This window comes from Escherichia sp. 94.0001 (assembly GCF_013369155.2).
Classification (GTDB): domain Bacteria; phylum Pseudomonadota; class Gammaproteobacteria; order Enterobacterales; family Enterobacteriaceae; genus Escherichia; species Escherichia coli_F.
This window is the reverse complement of record NZ_JABWMS020000006.1, coordinates 140,715-152,653: the sequence shown is the minus strand read 5'-3', so window position 1 is coordinate 152,653 and position 11,939 is coordinate 140,715. Positions and strand designations below refer to the sequence as shown.

Sequence of the window (11,939 nt, the reverse complement as noted above, 5' to 3'; positions counted from 1 at the left end):
TCTGGCAGCCTGAGTTCACAGATAAAACACTCTCCAGGAAAACCGGGGCGGTTCAGACTGACTGTACTGCTCCAGCTGCGACCTTGCTTCCTGTCTGTCCATAAGTTGCACTTAAGCCCAGGGGTACTTTGCTTTTATTTACAGTTCCCAGGGAGACATTTTCTCCCGTAGCCAGTATTTTTCCATTACGCATCAGGGAGACACCGACTCCTGATGCTTTTGTTGCGTCAGGTGCTGTATTAGCAAACACTTGTCGGGCACTGTCAGTGGTAGCGCCCGAAAGATAAAATGAGAGCTTTTGCTCACTTGAGCAATATACGCCCAAGGGTATTTCTGCGCTTCCAGGAAAGTCCGGGAGACTCACTGTGACATTACGACTATCAACGGTACAGCCGCCCGTTGGCATAACAACACTGTTATTTGAAATAATATTCCATGTAAAGTTACGCGGATTTCCACTTCCTAACGTTGCAATTTTATACATATGAATGCGAGCAATAACTTCTCCCGCGTTTATAACAACGCCACCGGCCGCCCCGACAGGGGTAATATAGAGTTTTAACGGTAAGGGCATCGGTGTCTTATCACCAATATCCAGCACGTTGGTATTTGTCGTCAACGGAAAGGGGTAGGTCACATTATTCCAGTACAGCGATCCTTTATATGACTGTAGGGAGCCTGCGAAAGCTGAGCCTTGTACTAAGTTAATATGATCTGTGTCGTACCAGCCGCCGTAATCATTCCAGCAACTTATATGCTGAGACAAATCTACAACCAGATTCTGACCTGGTTGAATGACAGGATCGAGATTAACATACACAGAAGTTGTACCTGCGCCAATACTTGACCCACCATCAACATTACAACTGAAGGCGAAGACTTTACCTGCCATCAAAAGAAAATAAATACTGAACAGGACATTTATACTAATTTTTTTTCCCATGATAAATCCTTAGGTTAAAAATTGATTTAAAAAAGAGGCTTATAAAATCGAATCGATGTTATTGCCAGGTATAGATCACATTGATTAGCGCCTCGATCGTTCCCTGGCTTGCGTTTCCATTCACCGTGATAGCTCTTGCCTTAAGTGGAAACTGTGCATTACGTGTGATCTCATCAACAATAACCGTTTTGCTATCGCCACTTTTTAACGTCGCCTCCTGATCATCCCTCAGCTCTATTTGAATATTTTCGGCACTACCTTCATTTTTGTAATAACCCGTATTGTCAGTTGAACCTGTTACGATTGCCGTCACTGCACTTGTTTCAATCGGACAATCGGTTAATGATAAAGTAATATTGTGCCAGCCAGATGCAGAACCTGGTTGTTGCAGATTGCGTGTATAAAGATCCCCGAGATTAACGCTAGCCTCTTTGGTTTGAATAGTGCAGGGTTTAGCAACTACCCGACCATTAACAGTGATAGTGACATCAGCGGCCTGAAGAGTTGCTGAAAATAGCGCACAGAGCGTAGCCAACAGAAGTCTTTGGAAAGTTCTATTCATATCTGACTCTGATTATTGAAATTCAAGGGTAAATGTTGCCGAAGCGCTAACCAGTCCTGGATTGACGGACTTTTGTGTTGACTTCAAACGGGCCGAGTAAGGCAAAATATTATCCTGATCAGGAGTCAGAGGGATCCACTGCATTCCGGTATGAAGGTCATTTATTTTTACTGGGCGCATATTTCCGTCCAGAATTTCAATACCCAAACCGGAAGCAGAATTGCTTCCTTCATCCAGTTTCAGCAGAGTATTATTTTCTAAATCCTCTATCCCGCTAAATGCAACCCGAACCCCCGTAGTCCCTTTGCTACATTCACTTAACGTAATCTGGAAAGGAACGGTTGGACTTGTGCTTCCAGTCGTTGGGAATTGCCTGGCACTGTGTTTTTGTAGGTCTACGGTAAAATTAAGCGAATCAGATGAAACTGTGCAGCCATAATCCAGGACGCGCCCGCTAATTTTAATAACGCTACCTGCAGATAAAGCAGAATAGGTGGTTAACCCCAGACATAAACCGAGGAAAATAATGCTATTGTGTTTCATAATCTAGTGTTCCTTAGCGACAGACTGCTGTTTGCTGACTCAGTAAGTTCCCAGGAGAGACTTCAGGAAGCTTGTAATTAACAATACATTTAGCGTTTGCATTGTTGCCCCATGAAACCTGTAATTTTCCTGATTGTGGAAGTCCTGTCAGATAGACCTGACCATTTTCAGCAACAATGCTGCCATTGTTATTGTCACCGTGAGTCACAATTGCACCGAATGGAACGGGTTTATTGCCGTATTTCAGAGTCATTAATACTTTACCGCCGATTTGTGCATTAAATGTTGCTCTGGCAATAGCACCATGAGTAGGGATGACCGTGACCACGGTTTCATCCAGTTCAACATTATCGGCAAGGGAATTAGCGTTAAGAGCGACACGATTTTCTCTATATTCTGTCGCAAATGGTAATATTGCATAGCCACGCCAGTCTGTATGTATTCCTGTCTGGTTCTCTATTTTAACATTCTCCGCGCCAGGAGCCTTAACCAGAACCATAGTGTCACCCATCGGCTGTCCAAAGGTGACACCATCAGCATGAGCAATAATTCCACCACTCATTCCGTAGTAAAACTGGTTGCTGTCACCACTCCGACTGTAACCGACATTAGTATTACCGTAAGCCCCTCGATAATTAAGAGAACTGTAACCACTGGTGCCAGATGATGCATTACCTCCGCGGGTATTACCGACCTGAACACTATAATTCAGGTTATTATCCGGCAGCAGTGTGCCATAAACCCCAGATAGATTGGTCATACCGCCTTTCAAATCGTTTGACATGCTATAACTAGCGTTTGAATTACGAAATGCCGACTGACTGTCTGTACGCATCCAATGACTGAAGGGAACATTAAGTGTAAAAGCGAGTAAATGATCCCGATCGTTTTGCCATATATTACTGGAATAGCTGTAATTCAGCGAAGTCGTAATATCGCCAAACGGTACATTTAACCCGAATGATATTTGCTGATCGCTGCGTGACGTGTTCCAGTAACTTTGGCGACTGGCACTGAAAAAGGTCGTACCGTAATTTCCAAGCTGCTGGGAAATACTTATTTGTTCCTGACCACGCTTACTATAGTACAGATTAAAATAATCAATAAATTGTATCTGTTCATTGGTGTCTACGGTCGGAGGCTTGACGGTGTAACCACTCATTCGACTGTATGCACTGTCAGATAAGTTATAAAATCCTTGCGTAGAATATCGATATCCTGCGACCTGGATATTCGTTCCCGTCTGATAGAAAGATTTACTGTAAACAGATTTTACCGATTGTCCGCTGTGACGAGTATCATCCGCAAGTGTCGTATTGGCTTGCGTGATATCGACAGAAAAGGCACCTAAAAGGCCAAGATCTTTACCAATACCCACGTTGAAAGCTTGATAATCTTCTGCAATTTGCATCCCGCCATAAGGTGTCCAGTTTCCCTCCAGACCATGCATTACGTTGCCCTGAATGAATTTTGGGGAGCTTTGCAGGTTATTTCCACTACGATATTCTCCCAAGGCAAGTGCATAACGCGTATAACCAACACGTTGGAGAACCGGGACAGATGAATAAGGGACATATAAAGTCTGAATACTGCCGTCTGCCTCTTTTATCGTAACTTGCAGATCACCGCCATTAGCCGCAGAGTTAATATCATCAATAGTAAAAGGGCCGGGAGGGACCGTAGTCTGATAAACATCGTATCCGTTCTGTTTAACACTGACTTGGGCTGTGCCACGGGCTATACCATGAATCACCGGAGCAAAACCATGTTGGCTATCGGGCAACATCGCTTCCGTTGAGTTTATTTTAAGGCCACGAAAGTTCACACTTTCAAAAATATCGCCATCGGTATAACTATCACCCACCGTTAACCGTGAGCGCAAGGGAATAATGTCACGTTCAGCAGACGTATTGATATGTTGCCATTTATTGCTGTCAGATGGGTTGTTACTCCCACTGTTATAACTCCACGTTGAGTTATCACGTAGTCGCCAACTGCCAATGTTGATGCCACTCTGCAAATTCAGATATGCATAGTTGGTTTTGCTGGCGTTATGGTTACTACGATTGTTGATAGAATTACCATTAAAACTATAGTTCAGTAGGCCTGCGTTTATTCCTTCTTCCCACAGGTCAGGAGAGACATAACCACGGGCCATTCTGCCGACATAAATCTGTGGAACGGAGAGCGACAGATGTTGCTGACCAACATCAAACTCAGTAGATGCGTCGGCCAAACGATCTTGAAGTGGTGTACATGCGTTGTTATCAGGCACATTTTTTCCTGCCAAATGGTCCTTATTGGCTAATAACGCTGATTTTTTTATGCCAAGACTGACAAGAAGGTCTGTACTCAGACATGGGGTGAGATCTGCGTTATTATCATCTGCAACAAAAGTAACATCCCGAGTGGTCATAAATTCGTCGTTCAAATAAATATCGACCCGATATGTACCAGGTGGTGCCTCGCGTCCCTTAGCAAAGGCAGATAAATCAACAGACTCAGCAAGATCATTGCTTAAAAACCGTGGATTAAAATAATACTCTGCTTCTACGGGAAAAACCGCTGTAGCTAAGCCAAGGGCAAAGGTAAGCCGTGCAAAGCGAGGCAGTAGTAACACATGATGCATACGATATGCCTTAAATGCGGCACGAAAGGCTGTCATTATTAGTTCCGATTGAGTTTATGCTTATTAATTAGGTCAGTTGTTACTGCATGGTTGCCTTAATACGCGGTGTTAATGCACCGTAATCATTGATCGTCTGAAAGCTGATATCCCCGGATGCACCATGAGGGATATCCACAGAAATCTCACCTTTTGGAGGCACCATGGTGTTTGGGAGATCGCTATTTCCTGCTTTCATATTCGTTACGGTAATGAAGTAGGGGGTCGGATTAATAAGTGTCAGTTTGCTACCACTGCGGCGGAAACGAAGCATTTCCGGAGCTTGGTCAGGTGCTATTGCCAAATTCGTTGGGCGATAGAACATTTTTATGCGGCTAATAATTGCGAGCTGTAATGTATTTGCATTTTTCTGATCTTTTTCCATAGCAGGAATAGCTTTGACATTTACCCAAAACAGGCTTTCCCGGTCGCCCGGTAACTGATGATTAGTGGCGTTGATAATCCGCAGCGTATTCTCTTTTTTGCCTTGCATCGAAAAAAGCGGTGGGGTAATGACAAACTGGGTATCTTTTTGGTCACCCGCATTTTCTATCCATGACTGAATAAGATAGACACTGGCAGGATCATTATTCGTGACAGGCAATAAAACCTGTTTCTGATTTGCTGGAAAGATTACACGAGTTGCACCTAGAGCTACCGCTGCATTGGCAATGGTACTATGGCAAAGAAAGACCAATGAAAGTAATACTGTCGCCATAAAAGAAACAGAGTAGGGCGTACGAGTCGTCTGCATCTGATGTGTTCTCCATGTGTTGATAGGCTAAGCGGGGGAAACCGTCACATCAGAAAATGGTAAATATTGCTAATGCTATGGCGGATGGCCGGGTTTCCAGACTTAATGCGCTGGTAATAAAACTTGGTTCTCTATTGAAATAAAAAATTGTCTTCAGAGTGATTTTTAAAATCACAGTAATTTTAACTGCCTTGTTTATTAATCGTTTAGATACTCTATGATTTTTTCATATCGTTCCAAAATATAAGTCATCCCTTTGTAATAATGAGATAAACATTGATGAATTTTTCGGGTGTGAGTAGCCATGCCACACACACCCTGTTTCAATTTCAGATGACGTATAGCCACCTAAATACTGAATTAAAGGTATTGGACTTTGAAGGTCGCATCTGCATTTGCAGTACCCGCCACTGACTGCCCGAGGGCAATATAACGAGCCTGGAATGGCAGTATATTCGTGCCATCAATCAAGTCAGTTTTAGCGCTAAAAGTTGCCCCATCCAGTATTAATACCTCCCCCGTACGGTCCAAAATTTGGATACCGACATTCTGGGCAGAGCCTGCCGCTGAACTCTGAAGCGCCAGCGTATCGTCATTACTGGTGACAGTAGTCCCAAGGAATGCAACAGCCGCATTACTGGAAACATTGGTATCACAATCATTCAGCTTGATATTGAAGCCTACAGCGCTACTGAGGTCACCCGCTTTAGCCAGGCGAGAAGAACGGACCTGACCCAGCTCAACCGTTTGGTTCATTGATTCTGAGTCAATCGCACAAGCGGCATTTACCACTTCACCTTTAAAATGAATAACACCGCCATTTACGGTGGTCGCAACTGACTCATCACCTTCGGCTGCGTTAACCGCAGCCGAAGACATCGCCAACACAGAAACGACAATCATTCCGACATGTTTGAGTTTCATAATTCTCCAAAGTTTATATTTAAGCAGCTGAATAAAGAAATATAACAATTCAGTCATTCGGTTATTGCTTATAAAAAAGAATCATTCTTGATTGGCATGTCACCCTGAAAATATAATTTCCTGAGTTATTACATCTGATGAAGAACGATAATATCTTTAAATCACAAGGACGCTCAGTCACAACAAGCTTATAACTGCACTTGTTGTAGAGAGTATTTTCAAAGACTTTTTTATATCGCCAAATAACATGACGATTTCATTATGCATGATGTTTATAAACAACGTCTAAACAGAATATTATTGCGAATAAGGAAAATGTCAGGAAAGGTCAAGACTTATTAATGTTTTATATGACCAAATAACATTAGGGTTGCTTGATGTTTTTTTGTTGTCATTATTTCTTGATGGATTATTATTTGGCAATCTATCATCCACGCACCAATCTTATTGTTGAAGTATCAGGTTACCCGGTATTTGCGGCTGGGGAGGTATGGTTTTGAACGACGCCGCAATGGATGCCCGCGTGAAAGCGATGGCTACTAACGTGATGTACGACATGAGCCGGGCGCTGGGCCATGGCGTAGGTGAGGGCAAAGACCGTTATTTCACCGCCGACCGTCGTTCTGTTTACAGTCAGCAGGAAAGTCGTTGCCGCAGGCGACTGTGTGAATCGTCAGTTCGTGGCAGAACATCCTGACCAGCTGTGGGTGGCTGATAACTCCGATGGCGGGCTACTTTGAACTTGCTAAGAAAACGCCATACTCTGATGCCGTTCACGCAAACTATCAGCCCAATGAGGAGCATATACAGGAACAGAATAACCAGCTTGAACTTGAGCTGAGAAAATTGAAACGATGTCTATGAATCACACAATTTATTATCGAATACGGTGACCGCCTGAGCGGCCACCTTTAATCGTGGGCAGTTACACAGAATTATTTACAGGGTCCGTCACTACGGCATTTCTCCTGCCACTAGCTACAAGTGGCTTAAACGTTGGACCGATGAAGGTTTATCCGGTCTTCAGGACCAGATACGTACTTTTCAGCCTTCCCCGAACCGTTCGTCCTACGACCTCATTGCGCTTTTTCTTCCGCTTTCCATGCTATAGCCATGCAGGAGGCCACGGGATGTGCAGGACCTTACTCCACAACAGTGAGCCCCGGCACTTTTACATTATCCCGCATCTCTACGCCGAGGGGAGTAAGCCCGTCTGGGGTCAGGTAGGGTTTGACAGTGTCCACATTAATGTTTAGGTTCCGACAGTAATCCTCTAAACTCCTGGCCGCCCGCCGTACACACGGTTCACTCCATTGCCGGAGTTGTCCGTAGGTGAGTCTGGTTTCAGACTGCCTTGCTATTTCGTCTGTTTTTGGTTTTCCAGTTTCTGTCAATACAATATGGCTGACAATATTTAATTCCCTCAGCAAATCAACAGGAATATCTGACTTATTATCCATCAGTATGTTATCGAACAGCATTTTGTACATGCTTATCAGTTTGTCCTTATTCCCTCTGTCCATACCTTTGGTCCAACCCGAGATGCCTTCGTCGATTTTTGCAAACAGAAACTTTTGTATATCCGCGCCGGTAATGTCAAAATTATCATTCAGCATGGGGAGCGCGTCCAGTATGGTCTTCAGTATTTCCACATGTCCGTGCGCTATGGCTAAAGATATCCCTGTCCAGCCGTTGCCGTTTTTTGAAGCCAGTATATTATTGAGGACATAGTCTTTGGTAATATTAAACTCCCCCTTCATCGAGCAGAGACGGTCCAGCATGGCCTTCACTATTTCCACATGACCATAAGACATAGCATGCGCCATCCCCGTCATGCCATTCGCATTTCTTACAGCCAGGAAACCCAGAATATCCTCTTTGGTAAATACCTCCTCCGGTAGCGCGCAGAGATTATCCAGCATGAACTTCAGCATATTTACCTTCCCATGTGACATGACCTTAAATAAACCCGAGGGGTTTTGGGAAGTTTTATCGTTGAATGAAGACAGTATATTAAAGACATCCTCTTTGCTGAGTTGTAATTTCTCGGCATGGTCGGGGAGTAACCGTTGCATAGCGGTCACTATGTTTTCTTTCCCATTAAGCATGGCTTTGCTCAAAGCACGATCATCACCCCTACGTGGATTGATTAAATCCCGCATCTCATCATTGGTAATTCCAAACCTCTTGACCACGTCGGGAAGCATTTCCAACATCGTTATCAGTATTTTATCATGTCCTTCCGTCATAGCAATTTCCAACCCTTCAATCGAATTAGATCTCGGATCAGAGTTTTTTGCTTTCAGTAACCTCAGTACATCATTTTTGTTAATGTTATAATTATCGGGCAGTTTGGCGAGCAAGCCCAGTATTGTATCCAGCATGTCATAGCGTCCGTTCTTCATGGCCATATACAAACCCGGGGTACCCCCTTCGCTTGACGCCTCCAGTAATTTTAGCATCTTACTGGAGGTGAGTCCGCCTTTACCGGTAGTTTCCATCATAGTACAGGTCTTTTGTAGTATTTGTAGTAGAAGATCTGAGTATTATAGTGTGGACATCACCATTAACGGACATCATAATAATCACCTTTTAATTTATCGAACCCATTACTGACATTAACAGAAATCTGAATATTATCCCGGATAATGTCGGGATAAAGATTCACCTGATACTATTGATACTATTTTAAAACCGGAGAAAAACTATCAAATATCGCTCATTTTAAATGATTTCTTTTATGCCTTTGTCATTCAGAAGTTACCCCACCTGGGGCACCTGCCTCACGATATTCGAATTCGAGTTGCAACTGACTTGAACGAGAAATTTACGGGGTCACATGATGATACGATTCATTCCATTCTTCGTTCTAAGCATTCGAGGCAAATGAAGATGAATCAGTGTCTGAAAAAAATCCGATACCAGAGCGACTTAAGGAAGCGAGATGCAGGGCGGGATTATCACAGCGCTCTCTGGGTCTCCTTGTTGGCTTTGACCCTGCATCGGCTAGCAGTCGTATGAATCATTATGAGACAGGACGCCATGTTAAGCCTCCATTGACGATGCATCTTGGTTCATGAAGTAAGTTAACAGTCAATATGATTTAACTTATGTTGAGTATAAATGTGCCGTTGCTAGCGATTGTAGCTGGTGAACTGCAAAACCACCGGAAACGCACCAGATAAATTTTAACCACATGAATACCTGGCAAAATGCGCGAATTTTGATAGCCGGTTCACGGGAATATGGACAGAATCCGGCTTTTCATCAACACATTTTTGTGAGGTATCATGCTCCAGCCTACTTCTTTATCCGGTGCATCCGGTGTATATGTTAAACCCAATGAAAATGAATATTGGGCACCCGATGAATCCAGCCAGACAGCAAACCGTCTTCATATCGGCTATGTATTAACCGATTTATTAAACAATTCATTAAACGATATCGCAGCCAGCAAGACCAGCAAGATAGAAAACTGGGATGATTTATCCTCATCAGATTATACAACCATATTACACAACGCATCCGAAGAAACTTTCATCCACATGGTTTGTCGTTCCCTCCTTCACGATCAATGTTTGACCAAAAGTGATCAGCTGACAAATATGTTCCTGAGCTTCGAGTCCACAGACAATCCCAATATTTACACCATCCCGGCCAAAAAGGAAGACCCGCCGATAGGGCTCTTACTGAACCTGTCCGTCGTCGATGAGCCCATCATGACAATGTACATACCAGGTATGCCAAAAGTAGCGTTGTCTGTAACTCTGACTGGCGATAAACCACACTGTAAACTGCTCCGGAAGTATATCGATAAAGTCCCGGACTGGGTGGCCCAGATAACGGCATGGCGTGCCTGGGCCAAGGTGAATGCTCCCGGGGAATACAGGGCAGAAGCTCTTAGTAGGGTGAAGGCATATATATACAATAGAGCATGCAATAGAGCTTCGGCACTGGAACTAGAACTGGCAAATCTGATGCTGACCAGCCTGCCGGAGCTGCCCGCCGGGCTGGAGAAGCTTGATGTGAGTGGAAACCAGCTGTGCAGCCTGCCGGTCCTGCCCACCGGGCTGGAGGAGCTTTATGTGAGAAGAAACTTGCTGGACAGCCTGCCGGTCCTGCCCGCCGGGCTGAAGAAGCTTGATGTGAGTAGAAACCGGCTGTGCAGCCTGCCTGTCCTGCCCGCCGGGCTGAAGCACCTTAATGTGGGTGGAAACAATCTCTTCAGGTCCACCGGGCTGGAGCTGCCCACCGGGCTGGAGGAGCTTGATGTGAGAAGAAACTGGCTGGACAGCCTGCCGGTCCTGCCCGCCGGGCTGAAGCATCTTTATGTGTGTAAAAACCAGCTGTGCAGCCTGCCGGTGCTGCCCGCCAGTCTGGAGAAGCTTGATGTGAGTAGAAACCGGCTGTGCAGCCTGCCGGTCCTGCCCGCCGGGTTGGTGATGCTTGATGTGAGTAATAATCAGCTGTCCGGCCTGCCGGCGCTGCCCGCCGGGCTGGTGACGCTTGATGTGCGTTTTAACCTCATGAGCAGCCTGCCGGAGCTGCCCGGCTATATGAGGACGCTTAATGTGAGTAATAACCAGCTGATCCATCTGCCGGTGCTGCCCGTCAGGCTGAAGGTGCTTGATGTGAGTAATAACCAGCTGACCAGCCTGCCGGACCGCCTGCCCAGCGGACTGGAGATGCTTAATGTGTGTTGGAACAAACTGACCAGCAAGCCCAGCCGGCCGCCCAGCCGGCCGAACGCTTGGTACTTTGGCTGTACGATTAATTATGAACCCCAGAGGCCTCGCTCCGGGGAAAACCCGTCTGTTGAGGTAACGGGCTATACGCCCTGAAGCAGTACAGAGAACAACCAGAACCGTTTGATTTTCCGGGGGGCACCGACTACATCGGCGAATTGCGCAATGGTAAAGCGGCAGTCATGAGGAAAACCATGCGAAGTCGACGCATTGCGCAACTGAAGGCTATAAAACAGGCGCACCGTAAAAACAGTTTGACCAGTACACCCGGATTAACCGGTGCGCAACAATTTCACCTCATATTCTGGTGGAGACAGATGTAGTGCGTATGGTGTTATATCAATAATTGAAGGAAATCCACCCGCTGTCAGATATGTCAGTAAAACAGGGTATATATCATTGATTGAGCAATTCAGGAGCGTTACTTTTATTCGTATCAGTGCACTGTCTACACGTTTGTGGCTATTCGTTGTTTAATTTGTTGCGTTGAAGTGTTAAAGGTTGCATCTGGGACTGACTGAGATTATATTTTTCAGGTCTAGCATACAGTGGTACGCGCTGCTAACACTCCTATTAGTGAGGCTTATCAGTGCATGAAGGGAGAGGGCGGGGTCGGCTTTGCCCTCTCTTTTTCATGACTGTATTAAACTTCAAATCCTTTTTAAAATTCATTGCCTTATTGTAATATTTTTATTACCAATCCTAATCAGTGTTTTTATTTTTTCATTTATCTTAATATGTCTTTTATCTTGCTCAAGAGAAAGTTTCCGGAATTCATTTTCTCTGCTCGGCACGGCAATTAT

The 11,939-nt window shown here is 44.8% G+C and carries 8 protein-coding genes and 4 pseudogenes; 5 read left to right on the top strand and 7 right to left on the bottom strand.

What is annotated here, in order from left to right; genetic code table 11:
• Window positions 1-52: 52 nt before the first annotated feature.
• The 6 genes from HEN33_RS05420 to fimA form a co-directional block, all read right to left on the bottom strand.
• The gene (locus HEN33_RS05420) at window positions 53-943 is read right to left on the bottom strand and encodes a fimbrial protein (protein ID WP_183083418.1); all 891 of its coding nucleotides are present in this window, start codon (window positions 941-943) and stop codon (window positions 53-55) included.
• 58 nt (window positions 944-1,001) lie between these two features.
• Window positions 1,002-1,505, bottom strand: a complete 504-nt coding sequence (locus HEN33_RS05415; protein WP_032184240.1) for a fimbrial protein — start codon at window positions 1,503-1,505, stop codon at window positions 1,002-1,004.
• 12 nt (window positions 1,506-1,517) lie between these two features.
• Window positions 1,518-2,048 (bottom strand): fimbrial protein, encoded by a 531-nt coding sequence (locus HEN33_RS05410; RefSeq protein WP_176263033.1) that lies wholly within the window; start codon window positions 2,046-2,048, stop codon window positions 1,518-1,520.
• A gap of 13 nt (window positions 2,049-2,061) precedes the next feature.
• The gene (locus tag HEN33_RS05405) at window positions 2,062-4,713 is read right to left on the bottom strand and encodes a fimbria/pilus outer membrane usher protein (protein ID WP_176263032.1); all 2,652 of its coding nucleotides are present in this window, start codon (window positions 4,711-4,713) and stop codon (window positions 2,062-2,064) included.
• 43 nt (window positions 4,714-4,756) lie between these two features.
• Window positions 4,757-5,467 (bottom strand): fimbria/pilus periplasmic chaperone, encoded by a 711-nt coding sequence (locus HEN33_RS05400; RefSeq protein WP_176263031.1) that lies wholly within the window; start codon window positions 5,465-5,467, stop codon window positions 4,757-4,759.
• 360 nt (window positions 5,468-5,827) lie between these two features.
• Window positions 5,828-6,391, bottom strand: coding sequence for a type 1 fimbrial major subunit FimA (gene fimA / locus HEN33_RS05395; RefSeq protein ID WP_024218640.1), 564 nt, complete (start codon window positions 6,389-6,391; stop codon window positions 5,828-5,830).
• 457 nt (window positions 6,392-6,848) lie between these two features.
• Here fimA and HEN33_RS05390 point away from each other — a divergent pair.
• The 3 pseudogenes from HEN33_RS05390 to HEN33_RS05380 all read left to right on the top strand — a co-directional run.
• Window positions 6,849-7,019: pseudogene (locus HEN33_RS05390) on the top strand (alpha/beta hydrolase); the annotation flags it as partial.
• Window positions 7,020-7,108: 89 nt separating this feature from the next.
• Window positions 7,109-7,255 (top strand): annotated as a pseudogene (locus HEN33_RS05385) (IS481 family transposase); the annotation flags it as partial.
• Between the two features lie 85 nt (window positions 7,256-7,340).
• Window positions 7,341-7,478: pseudogene (locus HEN33_RS05380) on the top strand (helix-turn-helix domain-containing protein); the annotation flags it as partial.
• A 55-nt stretch (window positions 7,479-7,533) separates the two neighbouring features.
• Here HEN33_RS05380 and HEN33_RS05375 read toward each other — a convergent pair.
• Complete coding sequence (locus tag HEN33_RS05375; protein ID WP_242460281.1) at window positions 7,534-8,895, bottom strand: ankyrin repeat domain-containing protein; 1,362 nt, start codon at window positions 8,893-8,895, stop codon at window positions 7,534-7,536.
• A gap of 396 nt (window positions 8,896-9,291) precedes the next feature.
• Between HEN33_RS05375 and HEN33_RS26300 the strand changes: the two are divergent.
• Window positions 9,292-9,438, top strand: a pseudogene (locus tag HEN33_RS26300) (helix-turn-helix domain-containing protein); the annotation flags it as partial.
• 243 nt (window positions 9,439-9,681) lie between these two features.
• Window positions 9,682-11,232 carry a hypothetical protein gene (locus tag HEN33_RS05370; protein WP_176263030.1) on the top strand — a complete coding sequence of 517 codons (1,551 nt, stop codon included), beginning with the start codon at window positions 9,682-9,684 and terminating at the stop codon, window positions 11,230-11,232.
• The last annotated feature ends 707 nt before the right edge of the window (window positions 11,233-11,939 follow it).

Coding starts and splice junctions, on each gene's coding strand:
- HEN33_RS05415 (WP_032184240.1), bottom strand. CDS start 1,505: ATGAATAGAACTTTCCAAAGACTTCTGTTGGCTACGCTCTGTGCGCTA.
- HEN33_RS05400 (WP_176263031.1), bottom strand. CDS start 5,467: ATGCAGACGACTCGTACGCCCTACTCTGTTTCTTTTATGGCGACAGTA.
- HEN33_RS05410 (WP_176263033.1), bottom strand. CDS start 2,048: ATGAAACACAATAGCATTATTTTCCTCGGTTTATGTCTGGGGTTAACC.
- HEN33_RS05420 (WP_183083418.1), bottom strand. CDS start 943: ATGGGAAAAAAAATTAGTATAAATGTCCTGTTCAGTATTTATTTTCTT.
- HEN33_RS05375 (WP_242460281.1), bottom strand. CDS start 8,895: ATGATGGAAACTACCGGTAAAGGCGGACTCACCTCCAGTAAGATGCTA.
- HEN33_RS05370 (WP_176263030.1), top strand. CDS start 9,682: ATGCTCCAGCCTACTTCTTTATCCGGTGCATCCGGTGTATATGTTAAA.
- fimA (WP_024218640.1), bottom strand. CDS start 6,391: ATGAAACTCAAACATGTCGGAATGATTGTCGTTTCTGTGTTGGCGATG.
- HEN33_RS05405 (WP_176263032.1), bottom strand. CDS start 4,713: ATGACAGCCTTTCGTGCCGCATTTAAGGCATATCGTATGCATCATGTG.